This window comes from Vibrio scophthalmi LMG 19158, assembly GCF_000222585.1.
GTDB lineage: Bacteria > Pseudomonadota > Gammaproteobacteria > Enterobacterales > Vibrionaceae > Vibrio > Vibrio scophthalmi.
The window spans coordinates 1-17,009 of the sequence record NZ_AFWE01000195.1 but is presented as its reverse complement, the minus strand read 5'-3'; the positions used below and the strand labels follow the sequence as shown (position 1 = coordinate 17,009).

The 17,009-nt window shown below is 45.1% G+C and carries 14 protein-coding genes and 1 pseudogene; 6 read left to right on the top strand and 9 right to left on the bottom strand.

Annotated elements, in window-relative coordinates:
- Window positions 1–43: 43 nt before the first annotated feature.
- Window positions 44–250 carry a hypothetical protein gene (locus tag RH88_RS16685; protein WP_005598188.1) on the bottom strand — a complete coding sequence of 69 codons (207 nt, stop codon included), beginning with the start codon at window positions 248–250 and terminating at the stop codon, window positions 44–46.
- Between the two features lie 314 nt (window positions 251–564).
- On the opposite strand from RH88_RS16685, the pseudogene cutA reads away from it, so the two are divergent.
- Window positions 565–885, top strand: a pseudogene (cutA, locus tag RH88_RS16680) (divalent-cation tolerance protein CutA).
- On the opposite strand, the gene RH88_RS16675 reads toward cutA, so the two are convergent.
- Window positions 849–1,466, bottom strand: coding sequence for a DUF2238 domain-containing protein (locus RH88_RS16675; protein WP_005598184.1), 618 nt, complete (start codon window positions 1,464–1,466; stop codon window positions 849–851). The pseudogene cutA and the gene RH88_RS16675 overlap by 37 nt on opposite strands.
- A 287-nt stretch (window positions 1,467–1,753) precedes the next feature.
- Here RH88_RS16675 and RH88_RS16670 point away from each other — a divergent pair, with 287 nt between their 5' ends.
- Window positions 1,754–2,374, top strand: a complete 621-nt coding sequence (locus RH88_RS16670; RefSeq protein WP_005598180.1) for a DNA-J related domain-containing protein — start codon at window positions 1,754–1,756, stop codon at window positions 2,372–2,374.
- 82 nt (window positions 2,375–2,456) lie between these two features.
- Here RH88_RS16670 and RH88_RS16665 read toward each other — a convergent pair whose 3' ends face one another.
- The 4 genes from RH88_RS16665 to RH88_RS16650 all read right to left on the bottom strand — a co-directional run bounded on the left by RH88_RS16665 (window position 2,457) and on the right by RH88_RS16650 (window position 8,242).
- Window positions 2,457–4,112, bottom strand: a complete 1,656-nt coding sequence (locus RH88_RS16665) for an ABC-ATPase domain-containing protein (protein WP_005598179.1) — start codon at window positions 4,110–4,112, stop codon at window positions 2,457–2,459.
- A gap of 139 nt (window positions 4,113–4,251) precedes the next feature.
- Window positions 4,252–6,150 (bottom strand): sensor domain-containing phosphodiesterase, encoded by a 1,899-nt coding sequence (locus RH88_RS16660; RefSeq protein WP_005598176.1) that lies wholly within the window; start codon window positions 6,148–6,150, stop codon window positions 4,252–4,254.
- A gap of 194 nt (window positions 6,151–6,344) precedes the next feature.
- Window positions 6,345–7,565, bottom strand: coding sequence for an enoyl-ACP reductase FabV (fabV, locus tag RH88_RS16655; RefSeq protein WP_005598174.1), 1,221 nt, complete (start codon window positions 7,563–7,565; stop codon window positions 6,345–6,347).
- 74 nt (window positions 7,566–7,639) lie between these two features.
- Complete coding sequence (locus RH88_RS16650; protein ID WP_005598172.1) at window positions 7,640–8,242, bottom strand: arylesterase; 603 nt, start codon at window positions 8,240–8,242, stop codon at window positions 7,640–7,642.
- Between RH88_RS16650 and RH88_RS16645 the strand changes: the two genes are divergently transcribed.
- The 3 genes from RH88_RS16645 (at window position 8,241) to RH88_RS16635 (ending at window position 13,104) form a co-directional block, all read left to right on the top strand.
- On the top strand, window positions 8,241–8,915 hold the full coding sequence (locus RH88_RS16645; RefSeq protein ID WP_005598170.1) for an ABC transporter ATP-binding protein: 675 nt from the start codon (window positions 8,241–8,243) through the stop codon (window positions 8,913–8,915). The genes RH88_RS16650 and RH88_RS16645 overlap by 2 nt on opposite strands.
- Complete coding sequence (locus tag RH88_RS16640) at window positions 8,915–11,353, top strand: ABC transporter permease (protein WP_005598167.1); 2,439 nt, start codon at window positions 8,915–8,917, stop codon at window positions 11,351–11,353. The genes RH88_RS16645 and RH88_RS16640 overlap by 1 nt, the downstream gene beginning before the upstream one ends.
- Before the next feature lie 287 nt (window positions 11,354–11,640).
- Window positions 11,641–13,104: an FAD-dependent oxidoreductase gene (locus RH88_RS16635; protein WP_005598165.1), complete on the top strand. Its 1,464-nt coding sequence runs from the start codon at window positions 11,641–11,643 to the stop codon at window positions 13,102–13,104.
- A gap of 109 nt (window positions 13,105–13,213) precedes the next feature.
- On the opposite strand, the gene RH88_RS16630 is transcribed toward RH88_RS16635, so the two are convergent.
- From RH88_RS16630 to RH88_RS16620, 3 genes are read right to left on the bottom strand one after another with little or no spacing between them, the layout of a single operon-like run.
- Complete coding sequence (locus tag RH88_RS16630; protein WP_005598163.1) at window positions 13,214–14,149, bottom strand: 5-oxoprolinase subunit C family protein; 936 nt, start codon at window positions 14,147–14,149, stop codon at window positions 13,214–13,216.
- Window positions 14,142–14,852: a 5-oxoprolinase subunit B family protein gene (locus RH88_RS16625; RefSeq protein ID WP_005598162.1), complete on the bottom strand. Its 711-nt coding sequence runs from the start codon at window positions 14,850–14,852 to the stop codon at window positions 14,142–14,144. The genes RH88_RS16630 and RH88_RS16625 overlap by 8 nt, the downstream gene beginning before the upstream one ends.
- Window positions 14,842–15,594, bottom strand: coding sequence for a 5-oxoprolinase subunit PxpA (locus RH88_RS16620; RefSeq protein ID WP_005598160.1), 753 nt, complete (start codon window positions 15,592–15,594; stop codon window positions 14,842–14,844). Before RH88_RS16620 ends, RH88_RS16625 begins: the two co-directional genes overlap by 11 nt.
- 299 nt (window positions 15,595–15,893) lie before the next feature.
- On the opposite strand from RH88_RS16620, the gene galE reads away from it, so the two are divergent.
- Window positions 15,894–16,910: a UDP-glucose 4-epimerase GalE gene (gene galE, locus RH88_RS16615; RefSeq protein WP_005598158.1), complete on the top strand. Its 1,017-nt coding sequence runs from the start codon at window positions 15,894–15,896 to the stop codon at window positions 16,908–16,910.
- Window positions 16,911–17,009 lie beyond the last annotated feature (99 nt).

The following is a 17,009-nucleotide window of genomic DNA, read 5'->3' as shown; positions in this document are numbered from 1 at the left end:
GGTAGGCTTTTTTTATATTGTTTGAATTTAGTTGGTCGAAAGATTAATTCATCAGTGAGCTGTGGCTGAAGTAAATGGGTACGGCACTTTTTACATGCAACGTTTCACTGCTAATCACTTGATGGACGTTTTCAAAAAAAGATCCACATTCGGCGCAAAGTAAAGAGCCAGAGCCAGACATTAGGTATTCATCGCTGCCACATAGTGGGCAACATTGGTGATCAAGAGTTGAGGCTTTATTTTCTTTCATTTCTTCTCCGGTGCGAAGCGAACAAAATAGGCATTAATCGCCATATTGGCGTTATTTATTATTTAATATTTATTTTTCAGTAGCGTACGGGCTAAACTCCCCGCGTGCAATTTAATTCTAGCCTGCCAGCTCTAAACTAACGTCATTCACGTGTCATTCGTTATGTTTTTGCGAGTCACATCTAGATAAAGTGCTTGATTATTTTTTTGGAATCATATTTCACGTCAAGAATTAACTTGTGTGGATTTTATCAGCCTCTTAGCGCTGCTATTTTCTACTAGAAAGTGAGTATGTAGAGCTTACGGAGAAATCTTATGCCAGATACCTTTTGTATTGTATTAACCACCACAAACAGTATAAGTAATAAACAAGCTTTAATTCATGCTGTATTACAGGAGTAATTGGCCGCTTGTATTCAAAGTATGCCCATAGAGAGTCATTACGTTTGGCAAGATGAAGTTTGTATTGATGAGGAATGGTTACTGGTGATGAAAACAACGCAACGTTGTTATCAAGCGCTCGAAGCTTTGATTGTTGAGGAGCATGATTACGATACTCCTCAAGTGGTTAAATTACCGTTTACGGAAGGATTTAACCCTTACTTAGCATGGTTAGACGAAAACACGCGCCGTTGAAAAACAAGTAGTGTGAGTGCGCTGATGGCACCCAGTGTATCCATCAGCATATCTTTTTGTGCATCCCAAATATCGCCCTGTGAGCCTAGAAATGCGATACCTTCTTCTCCGCCCGCTAACTCCGCATACCACCATTCGATGATTTCATAGCCAGCGGCCAGAGACATAATAGAAAAGAGGCCGAACAGGCAGGCAAAAACGGGTTTGATGATATTGCGACGGATAAGGTATTCCGCGATGGGATAGGCGTAGAAGCCAATCGAATAGTGAGCGACTCGATCAAAATGGTTGCGTTCTTCTGAACCAATGAGTTGATTAAACCAATCAAACGGTACCTCAGCAAAGGTATATTTAGAGCCGATGGTATGCAAACAAATCCAAACAAACATTAAGATATAGGCGGTGTTGGAGAAAACATAGTGGCGTGCTACCCACCAAATTATACCTAAAACAGCGATCACAGGAATGATCTCAGCAACCCAGACGGCGCGCGAAACAGGCTCGATGCCCGCAAAAATAAACACCGCAATGTAGAGTACGGTTAGTGCCTTTAATGTGAGGAGGCTGTGATGTTGAGGCATTACTTTGTCCTTAAATTTTGTGAACCTAAAACTTGGTACTGACTAATACTAATCAGCTTTAGTTAAGCATAGCCAACAATAAAACGGTGTTCAATTGATTTTTAAACCGAGCAATTTCGACTGAGGGTATGATTGCTTTGGTAAGATTGACTCATTCATAAAAAGGTTAAGTTGAGGCGTTGCTTCAAACTGTTGTAAAAAATGGCGCAGTGGCAGTTGAATCATAGCTTGGTGCAAGGGTAAGCTACTATAATCAATACTAAATATGCCATTTTTATTAGGATGCTATGAATCAACAATATGGCCTAGCCACACTGTGTGAAATCGAAAATCCGCTGTTGTGGCCGATATTGGAAGTATTGCGTAAGAAGCCGACAGGTTGGAAAGTGCATATATTAGCCGCGCATTTGAGCGAAAAAGAGTTGATGCCCGTCCTAGATTCTCGTCCTGATAAAGATTTATTTAAGCGCAATTTTTTAATCATGAATGCGCTGTACCAACTACAAGAAACTCTCTATCCCGACCGTTGGGTGCAAGTAGAGGCGATGGATATTGCGTTACTGCCGAATTGTCATCATGGCCAGCAATACCATATTGATCCACAAGATCCTCTGCGAGATTACTATACGCAATGGAGTAATTACGAAGCTGAGGAAGGTGAAATTAAACGTCTGCTCAATGAATTTTGGACGCGTTATCGTGAATACGTCGGACAGCAAACACAACGAACGGGTACATTAGATCGAGTTAAAGCATTGCGGCTGTTTGAGCTCAATGAAGGCGCGAGTGATAGTGAAATACGTAAGAAGTGGCGTAAACTCGCCTTAAAATGGCATCCGGATCGACAAAATGGCAATACTGACCAATTTCGCTTGGTGTGTGAAGCATGGCATGTATTGAGAGTGTGATGATTTATATGCACGAATCTAATAAAAAAAGCGCCCTTATTTGGGCGCTTTGCTGTAAGAATTCGATAAAAATCGCGCTGCTTTATTTGGCTGCTTTAAATTGCGCTTTACGCAGTCGGTTTAGCGCTGCCATCACATCCAAAACACGTGGTTTGGCAAGATCGCCCTGTTTTGGCATTGTTTGATGCCAATCACCTGAGATCATTTGCGCAATTTCTTTGGCTGGATTGGTTGTCCAACCCGGTAGTTGAGCAAGTTGGAACCAAAGCCAACCGATCGCATTCACTTCAGAGCTAGATTGAAGTTGCTCAAGGGCTGAGATGTCCGCGAACTCTTTACCAAAACGTAGGGATTCCGTGCCTTTACCAGACACTCGGAACTTACCATCCAGCAAAATCGCTTGCAGAGCCGCGCCATTAAGAGCGCGAGGACGGAATGTTTCAAGTGGGCTTTCACTTTCGTTACAACGCTGGGTAGGGTGCTGTGCAATAACTTGTTGCGCTTTTTCAGTTACGTCAACAGGTTGGTAGTCGTGCATTTGAATTACCGTGTCTGCGACATCCAAATAGTCACCGGAGCCACCCATAACGACGATGGTTGAGATATCTAATTCAGAGCGCAATTGGCCAATGCGGTCAACCAATGGAGTAATCGGCTCAGCGCCCTTGCTAACCAGTGCTTGCATGCGTTCATCACGGATCATGAAGTTAGTTGCTGACGTATCTTCATCAATCAATAAACCACGCGCACCAGATTCAATCGATTCTTGTAACCATGCTGCTTGAGAGGTTGAACCAGAGGCATCTTGGGTTGAGAAGTCTGCGGTATCTTTACCCATTGGCAAATGATTGATGTAGTTTGATAGGTTTAAGTTGTGAACACTGCGACCATCTTCAGCGCGGATTTTCATCGCATCAAGGTTGGTCACAATACGCTCACGGCCATCACCAGGAATATGGTTGTAGATCGAACGCTCAATAGCAGTCAGTAGAGTCGATTTACCGTGGAAACCACCACCAACGATCAATGTAATGCCTTTTGGAATACCAAGACCAGTCACAGGCCCTTGGTTAGGTGTCTCTAACGTAACTTGCAGTGACTCGGGGGCAACAAATTCAACCGCATCTTTCATCGGTAGATCGCAGTTACCGGCAAGACGAGGTAGAACAGAACCATTGCCAATGAAAGCAATCAGGTTATTTTTTTCTAACTGCTCGCGTAAGGCTTCTTGATCTTCTATTACTTGGCAATGACGCTCTAACGCGGCGATATCAATCTCACGAGCAATGGTCGCGCGGCGGACAAATTTAGGCAAATGGAAGGTAAGAATGTTGATTGACTTTTTACCGAGTACTGAACGGCCTTCCGCGGGTAGGTTAACGCGGAAACGTAGCTCGATACCTTCTTCAGTGAAGACCACTGCGGTCGAGTCGAGTACAGTTTGGCCATGCAGCGCGATGCTAACGTGAGATTCTTGTTTCGCAAATTCTGAGAAAGTACGAGCAATAAAATCGCGTGCGGCGATTTGATAGGCCGGAGACTTCTCTTTTAGCCAATCTAAGCCTGTTAACGACCATGGGCGGAAGGCGCGGAAACGTGAAGCAGAAGCAAATGGGTCAGCTTGAACGTGATCAACAAATAGCGTGAAATCGGTTAGGTCGTACTGACCTTTGATTTGGTGATACGCGCGATAGTTCTGTTTTTCGATTTTTTTTAGGGTCGCGATTAGCTGATCCATAAAGAACTCACATTAGGAATGTCGGTAAAGGCGTGGATTATAGGAACCGCTTGGCACAGAGTAAAGCTCAAGCGGTGATTCTTAACATTTTATCGCCATTCGTCTGTCTCGTAGGGCATTTTTCTATGAGATAACGAGTCTAGCTCGCTTGAAAATAGTTTTGGCTTAATAAATTGATTTCAAATTCGTCGCATGGCATTGGCTTCCCATAGTAGAAACCTTGGCCGAATTCACAGCCTTCCTCGATGATAAACTCTTCATGTAACCGATTCTCTATTCCCTCAACGGTGACGGAGAGGTTGAGTTTTTTCGCCACTGCAATGATGGAGCGAACGATTTCTTTGTCTTCTTGGCAATTATCTAATTGTTGAATAAAACTCTTATCGACTTTGATGGCATCAAAGGGAAATTTTTTGAGGTAATTGAACGAAGAGTAGCCAGTGCCAAAATCATCCAAAGAGAGTGTGACGCCCAGCTTATGTAGCGCCAATAAAGAATTCTTCGCCATTACTTCGTCTGCAATTAAGCTGCTTTCCGTGACTTCCAATTCCAAATATTCCGGCGGGAGTTGATAGGCGATCAATAACTCTTCAATTTGTTCTGCGAAGTGGGGGTTCTTGAGTTGTACCGCAGAAATGTTGACCGCAATTTTAAAATCTTTCACATGGGTTGCCCACTCTGACGCTTTTTGGATCGCTGAGCGTAGTACGAATGTGCCCACTTCGAAAATAAGACCATTTTGCTCCGCCATATGGATCAGCGTTTCATTGGAGATATCGCCAAGAATTGGATGGCGCCAACGTAACAAGGCTTCGGCTCCAGTCCATTTATGATTAAGTGGCGATACCTTTGGTTGGAAATAAAGCAATAGGTCTTCACTTCGTACCGCTTGCAATAGGTAACTTTCTAATTGATTGATGTCAGTTTGCAATGCGGAAATATCATGCGAGTGGAAACTGTATTTATGGCCAGAGTCTTTACAGGAATGCATCGCTCCGGATGCGTATTTCAATAACAGGTGTCCAGAAGCGGCGTCATCGGTAGTACTGATACCGATGTAGCTGTGCAGGTGATGGTTCTCGCCATCAACTTCAAATTCTGAGTGGCTGACGGTTAATAACTGTTGGCATAAATCGTTGATGTGCTCACTAAGACGATTGGACTGAACCAATAGGACTAGCTCGGTTGAGGTTGGGCGCGCCGTTTTGACATGAAATTGGTTGAGGTCACCAAGTCGCTCGCGAAACTTAACCAGAATATTTTCCCACACGCCATACCCATGTTTGGTTTGCAGTAACTTGCCGTTAGTAAAACCAATGTGGATTGCAGCTGCTTGGAATTCAGGTTGTTCAGAGTGCGCTCTGAGCATTTGATCTGCTTCAAACTCAAGCGAATTACGATTGAGAAAACCAGTGCCTAAATCGTGTTTTTGATGGTACAAGATCTTTTGTTCAGCAGCGCGGCGCTTATCAATCTCCATGTTTAATGAGAAATTGAGGTCAACTAAGTCTTGCGTGCGCGTACTGACGCGAGATTTCAATTCGACATTGAGCAGTTTGAGTTTTTCGTTTTGATAAAGAGTCACCAATTGTGCTTGAATCGCGTCACGGAAATTTTGTAGCAGATCCTTATAGGTCGTTGTGAGAGATTTTGTTTGCGAATCTAACACGCAGATAGTGCCAAACGGCTTGCCATTCGGCCAGTTAATTGGGAATCCGCAATAGGCGACCATGCCCAGTTTGATATCGGGATTGCAATCCCAGTTTGGATCCGCAAGCGCATTGGGTACCTCGAGTGCTTGCTGTTGCTCAATGACATACTCACAGTAGAGACCTTGGCCGAGCTTTTCGCTATCACCAATAGCATAAGGATGCTGGGCGTTATTATTGCTCGAGACTACTTCGATGACATCGGGATGAATTCTCATGATTAAGGCAGCTGGTACTGAAACGATCTCAGCAAGCAAGTTGACAATGTTTTGCCAACTTTGAGTCATCTCATCGGGTATGACTAATTTGTTAGTATTGATTTTTGACATATAAAAACAGTCCTTTTTGGCTAAAGCCAAAAGTGCGCACTCCATGCTCATCTTTTAATAATAGACGGAAATTTCCTTTTGTAATCTGTGGGCTACTTTAACAAAAAAGCCCCCAAATTATGTTGGGGGCTATACGGTAATGATAGTCATCTCAAAAATGAGACGTACATTAAGCGATCAAGGTTAGCAATTGGTTATAGCAAACTGTCGGCCAGGCAATTGTACTTTGAGATAATGTTCTGAATATCGACTTTTTTGTTGTAATCAATACCAGCCAGACCAAAACCATTAAGCTGCATGAACTCTTGCTTTAGGCCTGCGTAATCACCCAATTGTTGGAAGTTATTCGCGTTCATCGATTCTACCAACTGATGAACTTGTGCTTGGGTTTCTGGGTTGAGCTCGAGATCGTCGATACGAATTAGGCGTTCGCCGTCAACGGGTACTTTGTCACAACCATACAGTTTGGTGGTAAACAGTCGTTGCATCTGTTCGATACATCCTTCGTGAGTACCATTTTGTTTCATCACTTTATAGAGGGCAATCAAGTAAGGTGTGAGACCAGGAATGAAAACACTCGCTTTGGTCACGAGCGCTTTACAAACACTGGCATAGGCACCACCACTGAAATTAGCAAGCTTGAGGTTCAGCGCGTGACTGGTTTGATGTAAGTCTACTTTCGCGCGGCCTAGCGTGCCATCAAGGTAGATAGGATGGGTTAGATCCGAACCAATATAAGAGAACGCGACCGTTTTGCAGCCTTCAGCAATGGATTCAGAGTTAATCAGAGTATCGACCCAAGCTTCCCAATCTTCGCCGCCCATCACTTTAAGTGTGCCATCGATCTCTTGCTCGGTTGCCGGATCTAATGTCGATTCTAGCCATTGATCGTGCTCAAGCGAGACTGATGCACCAGCAACGGCTTGACCGATAGGTTTGATCGCTGAACGCCACATCTCACCCGTTTGGTAATTGGGACGTAGGCCACTGGCGACACTGTAGATAATTAAGTCGACTTCACCCTCAAAATACGTTTCGATAGCTTCGATCACGCTCTCTTTGGTTTGCGTAGAGAAGGCATCGCCATCGATATTAATTGCGATACGACCTTCGTTCTGAGCGTGTTCACGAAAATAGAGATTATTGTAGAAGCCAGCGCTACCGACGCCTTTGTCTGATGGGCCTCGCTCAAAAGAAACACCAATTGTATCCGCTTGAGCTCCCCCGAACGTCAATGCGATACGTGCAGCAAGGCCAAAACCAGAAGATGCCCCAATGATCAGAACACGTTTAGGCCCGTTGGTGATCGGCCTAGCGTGTTTCACGTAATCAATTTGATTTAAGATGGCTTTTTCACAGCCAAGAGGATGCGCACTACGAGCGATGACGCCGGATATTTCTGGTTTAATTATCATTTAGTTCTCCAAAAGCAACAGCTTAAGCATTCAATTTAGCCTAAAGTGACACGGAGTTTTTTGCGCTAAGGCAATTAGAGATGGTTTATTAACTGTGCAGAAACAAATTCTGCGATCCAAGGTTGTGCTTCTGCTTTTGGGTGCAAGCCGTCGCTCATCATCCATTGCGGGTTGTCGCGTAAAATTGGTTCAAGAAAAAACGGAATAAGCGAGATATCTTGTTGCTGCGCGACATTTGGATACAAGTCTGAGAAGGCTTGTGTATAGCGTTTTCCATAATTGGGTAGAATATGGATTTGCATCAAGATAGGCGTGGCTTGTGATGCCTTAACGGCATCGATGATGGTGGTGAGGTTGGCGGCAATCAGATTGGGTGGAAAGCCTCGCAGTCCATCATTTGCACCGAGCTCAATTAGCACATAGTGCGGCTTATATTGAGTGAGTAATTGTGGCAAGCGCGCTAACCCGTTCCCTGTAGTATCACCTGAGATGCTGCTGTTAACGATGGTCAGTGATTTGCCTTTATTGTCCATCATATTTGGTAATAAACTAGGCCAAGCTTTTTCAATTGGCATCTGATAGCCTGCACTAAGGCTATCGCCTAATATCAGCAGCGTCGTTGCACTAGCAGGAATGGTCGTGAGTAACGCGAGAACTAAGGAAAGAAGTCGTAGCATGCAAACATCCGTGATAAAAGCTATATCTTTAGGAAAGACAGTTTCCACCAATCAAGAACATTTGACAATCCTTGATGATATTAACCTTGAGATCCAAGCGGGCGAAAGTGTCGCGATTGTCGGCACTTCTGGCGCGGGTAAATCGACGCTCATGACATTGTTGGCTGGGCTAGATACGCCGACCAACGGTGAGGTTGAATTGCTTGGACAACCATTATCAAGCCTAGATGATGAGGCTCGAGCCGCAATTCGTAGCCAATCGATCGGTTTTGTGTTCCAGAGTTTTTTGTTAATCCCGAGCTTATCTGCGCTTGATAATGTCACTTTGCCTTGTTTGCTCAAAGGGGAAGAGCAAGACAAAGCACGGGCCATTTCCTTACTGGAATCGGTTGGGTTGGCGCAGCGCATCCATCATTCCCCTGCACAATTGTCTGGCGGAGAGCAACAACGTGTCGCGCTTGCTCGTGCTTTTATGACTGAACCGCAGATTCTATTTGCCGATGAGCCGACAGGAAACCTTGATCAACACACAGCAGAAAAAGTGGTGGAGTTGTTGTTTGAGCTTAATCTGCGTCATGGCACGACATTGGTGTTGGTGACTCATGATATGCAGCTCGCCGCGCGATGTGACCGCATTTTTACGATTCAGGCGGGTAAATTGGAGATTAAGTAATGACAAAGCTTACTCAAGGTCATCTTAATCTTCAGCTCTTTAAGTGGAGCAGTAAAGAGATCCGTCAAGGACAGTTATGGCCAGTATCGATTGCACTAACCTTGATTATTGCCGCAATCTTTGCGCTGACCGCGTTGGCTGAGCGTATGGAACAAGTGGTGGTTAAGCAAGGCAAAGAAGCACTCACCGCGGATACTATTTATAGTTCGTCCAATCCTATTCCGGATAAATTGGAAGCACAGGCCATTACCTTACAGTTAGACTCCTCAGTATTGACTCGCTTTGCCACGATGGCTTTTAGTGCTCAAGAAATGAAGTTAGTTACGGTTAAAGCGGTTGATTCGCGCTATCCGCTGCAAGGCGAGCTCAAGTTGGCAAACGGTGAAAAGAGTGAAAACCGTGTCTTGCGTAATCAATTGTGGCTGGATGAGCGTCTATTTAATCAGCTAAAAGTTCAGCAAGGCGATAGCATCACGCTCGGGGACGCGGATTTTGTTATTACAGGGCGCGTAGTCGAAGAGCCGGGATTGAGCTTTAATCCATTTCAACAAATGCCATCTGCGTATATTCATCAAGATGACCTAGAGAAGACCGGGGCTGTACAGCTTGGTAGCCGAGTGCGTTACAACTATTATTTCAACGGCAGCGATGAGCAGATATCCGCGTTGCAGGGCAGTATCGAATTAACGCCAAGCGATTCTTGGCGAGATCAGAACAGTGCCAGCCGAACCAATGAAGTGTTTCAGCGCACTGAGCAGTACCTTTCTCTGACGGTGGCGATCGTGGTGATCATGGCGGCGACCACATTAGTGTTAACGTGTCAGCATTATGTATCGACTCGTTTAAAAACCATCGCGATGCTAAAAAGTTTGGGCGCGAGTAAACGCTGGATTATTCATTGGTTGACCATCCAAGTGTTGATATTGCTCGCTGTAGCCTCGTTCTTAGGCTGCCTATTGGGTATTGGTCTTGAATATCTGCTGCGTATTCCTTTGGCTGATTTGTTGCCGAGTCCGTTGCCTTCTTATGGGATTGCGCCTGCACTTATTGCGGTGGCAACGAGTGTGCTCATCGCTATTCCGGCCTTAGGCATTCCATTGATAAAGCTGATTAATGTCAATGCGGTCAATGTGATGCAATCGACGCAACAGCGAGTGGGGCGCGCACGCTATGCTTTATTGCTGGTGCCCGTGCTACCAATGTTAGTGGTATATCGTGACAACTTACTGGTGTGGTTAGTGCTGGGTGGAATGATGATATTGTTTGTCATTTTGGCGTTGGTCAGCATCTTTATCACCCGCGCGATGGCGAAATTACCACTAAATGCCGGGTTCAAACTGGCGTTGAGTCGCATCAATCGCTCTCTGATGAGCAGTGGCATTCAATTTGGCGCACTGTCGTTATCGCTTATGTTGTTGGCGGTAATGTGGTTGGTTAGAACTGACTTGCTGTCTGATTGGCAGAGAACGTTACCCGATAATGCGCCGAATGCGTTTGCTTTGAATATCGCCCCTTATGAAAAAGAGAGTTATCTTGCGATATTAGATGCTGAAGCGATTGAGCGTTCAGAGGCTTATCCGATTATTCGTGGGCGAGTCGCCACCATAAACCAGCGCGCAGCGATGGAATATGCACAAGGTGGTGAGGGGAGCGATTCCTTACGTCGTGAAATTAACTTTACCTTTGCTGAGGCGATCCCAGCTCACAATGAATTGCTTGAAGGAGATTGGCAGCCAAGCGGTGGTGTGTCGGTTGAATCTGAGGTTGCAACCGATTTAGGGCTTAAATTGGGTGATGAGCTAGGCTTTATTATCAATAGCCAAACCGTGGTGGCAAGAGTGGACTCCATCCGTCAGGTTGAGTGGCGAGATATGAAGCCTAACTTCTACTTTATTTTTACTCCGGACGTGTTGAAGCAAATACCGGCCACCTATTTAGTCAGTTTTCGTGTTGAGCAGCAACATGATCAGTTACTTAATACACTTTCACGCCAGCATCCAACGGTAAGCTTAATGGATATTCGTGTGATGGGCGCCAAGATTCAGCAATTGGTCGGTCAGATCGTGTGGGCAATTACTTTGTTGGCATCGCTCAGTGTTATCGCGGGCGCTTTATTGATTTTTACCTTATTGCGTTTAAGCCTTGGCCAGCGACAAAATGAAATTCAACTTTATCGTACTCTCGGGGCCAGTAAAAAACGAGTGATTAGGACGATATGGGCTGAATATGGCGTCATGGCGCTGGTCGCAGGCATTATCGCTATCTTGGGGGCGGAGCTCATTGTCGCGGCGATCATGAGAATCGGTTTTGATCTTGAAAATCAACTGCATTATTCACTATGGATCTGGCTGCCAATGTTGGCGTTTTGTACCCTGGCCGTGGTTGTTAACAGTCTAATAAAACGGCTATTAATCCCTATAAATAAAGACTTTAGCTAACATTGAGTAGGTCAAACTAACTAGTTACCCACAGAACTTGTGGATAAAGTTAGGGATAACTCTTTGGGCGTGGAAAGCTGCCCATCGTGCTAAGCCAATAAAACCCGCCTTTGGCGGATTTTAATTATTCACACAGAGGGAATTTCGCGAATTTGCAAAAAATGCGTCAAGCTTTTTTTCGATTTTTTTCCCTGAAAATACGTGAAAATTACCTTGCTAAAAATGTGATTTTCATAACGGCATAAAGCCAGTAAAATACCATCAGAAAGAATGAATTACTGATCTAAATGACATTAAATATTGATCAAGATAAACCGACTAAAGTTGCGGTTATCGGTGGTGGTATTGCGGGAGCAACCACTGCATTACACCTTGCAGAACAGGGCATTGAGGTTGATCTCATTGAAAAAAGCTCAAGCTTAATCAGTGGCCCGCCAATCTGTCACTTGCACGCTGGTGGAAATTTGTACAGGGAGATCCCGCTTGAGCAGTGTGTTCAGCTACTCAGACAGTCGATCGACTCTGTTCGCCTTTACCCCCATACCCTAAACAAACGCCCGACTTTGATTGTGGTACCCCATAGCGATGGGGGTGACCCAAATGAGTTGTTGCCGCGTTTAGAGCAAATTCGTGCTGTATATCGAGATTTAGTTGAGCAGGATGAGGCAAACCGTGTACTGGGCGAGCCAGAGCAATACTTCAAATTGTATTCTCGTGAAGAATTAGACCAACTCAAACTGCGCGAGCAACGTGCAGAGCCACAAGATCACGATGAATGGCTAATTCCATTCGCTCAACAAGCGGACTTAGACGCCATTCATTATCCCGTGGTATCGGTAAACGAATATGGTTGGAGCGTTTTTCGCATTGCCGCGTCTGCAATGCTGGCGCTATTGCAACTGCCTAATTGTCAGATGAAACTGAACACTCAATTGGTCGACATGACCCCATCGGGCATGCAGTGGTTGTTGACCATGGATGACGGTCAGATGCGCTATCAGCATCATTATGATTACGTTATTAACGCCTGTGGTTTTGAGACGGGTATTGTTGATGATTTAGCAAATACTCCTCGCCAACGAATGGTCGAATTTAAAGCTGCGTATGTCACGAAGTGGGCGAGCAATCAACAAATGTGGCCCGAAGTGATTTTCCATGGTCCTCGTGGCACGCCAAATGGAATGGCTCAGCTGACGCCTTACCCAAGTTCAATTTTTCAGTTACACGGTATGACAAAAGAGGTCACTCTGTTTGAAGATGGCTTAGTGGGGTCTTGTCATCAATCTTCGCAACCGCAACTGCCTGCGCAGCTGGTGAATAAGATCAGTCAGGGTTGGCGTGAATCTGTACGGGTTGAGCGCAGTAATAAAGCGATTGAGCATATGAGTCGTTTTGTACCGAGCTACGCTGATGCAATCGAGTTTGGATTACCTTTATTTGGAGCGCAACAGATCCCCGGAAATGATGAAACTTTGCGTGCCGCCGATGTTTCATTTGCTGGTGAGCATTATGCCCGTATTGAGGTGGTAAAAGGTTCATCGGCACTTGAAGCGGCGTGTAAAATTGTTGAACAATGGCAGTTGGTTGGCAAGTCCAAGGAAGCAATCAATGATGAGCCGAGGAAAATGAGCATTGAAGATCTGCATCCAATCAGCTGTGCGCTAACTGAGTCTCAGGTGGTAGAAAAGGCGCAGTTGCTGGCGCTAGAGCGTGGTTATCCTACCGAGCTTGCTCAAGTATATGGGCATTAGTATTTGAGTTACTCAGAGTAAAAAGTCATAACCAAACGGCCTGCATTAGCAGGCCGTTTGGTTATATGTAGGGTGTTATCACAACCGAAGTAATTAATAACCTAAGTAACTAATAACCGAAGTAATTGGCCCATTGAACCCAGTCCGATTGCAACTCTTGCAACTGTCCTTTGACAAAACGCACTTTTTGCCCCGGCTTTGCTTGAGCAAGCCGGGGTAAATCAATGCGCGAAATACAACCTATCTTGGGATAACCACCTACGGTTTGGCGATCATTTAATAAAATAATCGGTTCGCCATCGGGCGGTATTTGAATTGCACCGAGCGCGATCCCCTCACTCAACATTTTCTGCTGAGGTGGGGTAATACAAGCTCCGGTTAAGCGGTAACCCATCCGGTTAATATGGGCGCTGACTTCAAACTCTTGTTGATAGAACTGCTCAATGGCTTGTTTTGAAAAAATGTTACGTTGATAGCCTTCGATGACGCGTAATGTGATGGGCAGATCATAGTCAGGGATGAAACGAAAACTGAGCTGGCGCTTTTGAAAAGAACTGCGCGTATTCGGCGCTGAAAAACGCAGTTGATCACCTTCTTGCAGAGCCTTGCCATTGGCGATTCCACCAAGCTGGTCACGTTCAACACTGGCACAACTGCCTAATTGTGAGGTGAGTAAAAATCCTCCTTTGACTGCCAAGTAGCTACGCAAACCATTTTTGGGCAGGGCGAAGCTTAAACATTGCCCCTTAAAGGCGAAAAAGGAACTCCAATTCTCCAATGGTGTATCGTCTAAGCTTGCTTTTAGGTCGGCACCACAAATAGCAAATTCACCATCCTGTTCAATGGCAAATTCAGCTTGGCCGAGCGTGATCTCGATGCAGGGCAAATTGACTGGATTACCAAGTAAGAAGTTCGCCCAGCTGTAAGCGTATTCGTCAAGAGGGCCACCTTGGCTAAGCCCCAATTGTGCATAACCAAATCGGCCGAGATCTTGTATAACGCTTAACGCGCCAGGCTTGAGTACTCTTAATCCTTGATTATTCATACCAATCCTCCGAAATGACGCCACCAAGCTCCAAAAAGTGCGCTTTATTGATGGCGACAAACTTGACTTGATCACCAATTGAGAAAGGGGTCATTGGTGACTGGTTTGGGTCATATAGAGCAATAGGGCAGTTGCCGATTATGTTCCAACCCGCAGGGGAGTCGCAGGGGTAGACGGCGGTTTTATTGTCAGCTATCGCGACGCTGCCTTTTGGTACTTGTAGCCTTGGTGTAGTATGTCTTGCACGCTGAATATCGGTGACAACGTCACCTAAAAAAGCGAAACCTGGGGCGAAACCAGTTGCCTGAACGGTATAAATTGTTGAGGTGTGTAAAGCGATGGTTTGTTCAATATCGTTGCCGTTCTGTTCGAATCGCACTAGATCAGGTCCAACATCAGGATGATAGTAAACAGGCAATTCAATTAAACGCCGTTCAACCTGATTTGCAGGTTCTGATTGCACCTTCTCGATAATACCGCTTAATTGTTTTTGCAAGGTGATGAGCTGTATTCGATGCGGAAGGTAATCAACCAAGATGGTCGTGTAAGAGGGCGTGACGTTCATAATGCAGTGGCTTAACTGCTGGTAGAATGCTTGAGTCACGCGACCAATGGTAGCAGAAAGCTCTGCACTATCTGGCTGGTTAAAATTGATCAACAGGGCGCATTCAGAGACGGGGCTAAAGGTGAGTTTATCGGTCATCTTCTACTCCCATTGCGTTATTAAGTTGCGTGAGAATATTCACTGCATTTGGGTTGTCGCCGTGGACACAAAGAGTATCCGCTTCGATAACGAGTGTCTCGCCATCTAACGTGCGGATCTTACCAAATGCAGTCAATTGCTTTACCTGATCGATCACTGCTTGGCAATCATGCAACACTGCGTCTTGTTGATGACGAGGCGCGAGTGAACCATCGCTGAGGTAGGCACGGTCAGCAAACGCTTCAAATAATAGCGGCACTTCATAACGATCAGCGATATCGAGAAAGGGTTGGCTATTTGGCACAGCCAGCATCATCAATGGCACATTAAAACAGGCAACGGCATCAATGACGGCTTCAAAAATTTCATAATCTTTGAGCATGTCGTTATACAGAGCACCATGAGGCTTGATGTAGCGAACGTCAGTATTAAAGCTCTCACACATCGCTTTAAGCGCGCCAACTTGGTAGATGATGCTGTAGGTCAGTTCGTCGGCTTGCATGGCGAGTGATCGCCGACCAAAGCCAACAATATCGGGATAACTGGGATGAGCGCCAATTTTTACATTGTGTTGCACTGCCAATTGTATGGTTTCCGCCATCGTTTTAGGATCAGAAGCATGAAAGCCACAGGCAATATTCGCCATATCAATCAAAGGCATGATCTGTTCATCATTGCCCATCGTCCATTGCCCATAACTTTCACCCATATCACAATTAAGCATGATACGTTGTTCGATCATTGATGCTCCCTCTCAATATTCTTTGCTTTAACTACAACCATTTCAATAACCCTCTCGTGCGATGCTTTATGAGGGTTATTGGTTGCCGCTAAAGCGTGACGAATTGTTAAGCAACCTTACCTCAGAATATCAATTGGGGTCTGTGACACCGATAGGGTGATAGGAAATTTGCGGTTGGGTGCACGCTTGAAATAATCACTCTGTATATGTCGTAAGTTTGATAAATGTCGTAATTTGGCTTTGAGGTAACGGTAAAAAACGTCGTATAATTGAAGGATATTGACGTAGAAGGCAAAAGAATGAACGTATTAGTCACAGGTGGTATGGGTTATATTGGCAGCCATACTTGCATTCAAATGCTCGCGGCGGGCATGACTCCGATTATTATTGATAACCTTTATAATAGTAAAAAATCGGTACTGAAGAGAATTAAACAAGTTACGGGTGTCGAGGTTAAATTTATTCAAGGTGACATTCGTGATAAAGCCTTTATTACGGATGTTCTTAAAAATAATGAAATTCAATCCGTCATTCACTTCGCTGGCTTAAAAGCAGTTGGCGAGTCGGTGCAAAAACCTCTCGAATATTATGATAATAATGTCCATGGTACGCTAGTGCTGGTTGATGCAATGCGTGACGCGGGTGTCTCTAGCCTGATCTTTAGCTCTTCCGCTACCGTGTATGGCGATCCTGCTTCTGTGCCTATTACCGAAGATTTCCCAACCAGTGCGACCAACCCTTATGGCCGTAGTAAGCTGATTGTGGAAGAGTGTCTGACCGACTTCCAACTTGCGAACCCAGATTGGAGTATTACGCTACTGCGCTACTTTAACCCGGTAGGTTCCCATCCTTCTGGTGAACTAGGTGAAGACCCACAAGGCATTCCAAACAACCTAATGCCGTTTATTGCTCAAGTAGCGGTTGGACGTCGTGAACACTTGTCGATATTTGGTAATGACTATCCAACCGTTGATGGTACGGGTGTGCGTGATTACATTCACGTTATGGATCTTGCGGATGGTCATATTGCCGCATTGAATGGCGTGGGCTCGAAAGCGGGACTACACACCTATAATTTGGGTGCTGGTAAAGGCTATAGTGTGTTGGAAATGGTTGAAGCATTTGAACAAGCTAGCGGTAATTCAATTGCGTATCAATTTGTGCCACGTCGTGCTGGCGATATTGCTGAGTGTTGGGCTGATTCAAGTAAAGCGGCAAGAGATTTAGGCTGGAAAGCAACACGAACGGTTGATGAAATGACGCAAGACACATGGCGCTGGCAGTCAAATAACCCGCAAGGTTACCCTGACGAATAAACGTCGCGCAAATCGCGTTTGGATACTGGATTGAGTCGTTATTCTTTCAGTATTCTGAACTCCACTCTGGTAGACATAAAAAAAACCGAGCGATTAAGC

Coding starts and splice junctions, on each gene's coding strand:
- RH88_RS16685 (WP_005598188.1), bottom strand. CDS start 250: ATGAAAGAAAATAAAGCCTCAACTCTTGATCACCAATGTTGCCCACTA.
- RH88_RS16675 (WP_005598184.1), bottom strand. CDS start 1,466: ATGCCTCAACATCACAGCCTCCTCACATTAAAGGCACTAACCGTACTC.
- RH88_RS16670 (WP_005598180.1), top strand. CDS start 1,754: ATGAATCAACAATATGGCCTAGCCACACTGTGTGAAATCGAAAATCCG.
- RH88_RS16665 (WP_005598179.1), bottom strand. CDS start 4,112: ATGGATCAGCTAATCGCGACCCTAAAAAAAATCGAAAAACAGAACTAT.
- RH88_RS16660 (WP_005598176.1), bottom strand. CDS start 6,150: ATGTCAAAAATCAATACTAACAAATTAGTCATACCCGATGAGATGACT.
- fabV (WP_005598174.1), bottom strand. CDS start 7,565: ATGATAATTAAACCAGAAATATCCGGCGTCATCGCTCGTAGTGCGCAT.
- RH88_RS16645 (WP_005598170.1), top strand. CDS start 8,241: ATGCAAACATCCGTGATAAAAGCTATATCTTTAGGAAAGACAGTTTCC.
- RH88_RS16650 (WP_005598172.1), bottom strand. CDS start 8,242: ATGCTACGACTTCTTTCCTTAGTTCTCGCGTTACTCACGACCATTCCT.
- RH88_RS16640 (WP_005598167.1), top strand. CDS start 8,915: ATGACAAAGCTTACTCAAGGTCATCTTAATCTTCAGCTCTTTAAGTGG.
- RH88_RS16635 (WP_005598165.1), top strand. CDS start 11,641: ATGACATTAAATATTGATCAAGATAAACCGACTAAAGTTGCGGTTATC.
- RH88_RS16630 (WP_005598163.1), bottom strand. CDS start 14,149: ATGAATAATCAAGGATTAAGAGTACTCAAGCCTGGCGCGTTAAGCGTT.
- RH88_RS16625 (WP_005598162.1), bottom strand. CDS start 14,852: ATGACCGATAAACTCACCTTTAGCCCCGTCTCTGAATGCGCCCTGTTG.
- RH88_RS16620 (WP_005598160.1), bottom strand. CDS start 15,594: ATGATCGAACAACGTATCATGCTTAATTGTGATATGGGTGAAAGTTAT.
- galE (WP_005598158.1), top strand. CDS start 15,894: ATGAACGTATTAGTCACAGGTGGTATGGGTTATATTGGCAGCCATACT.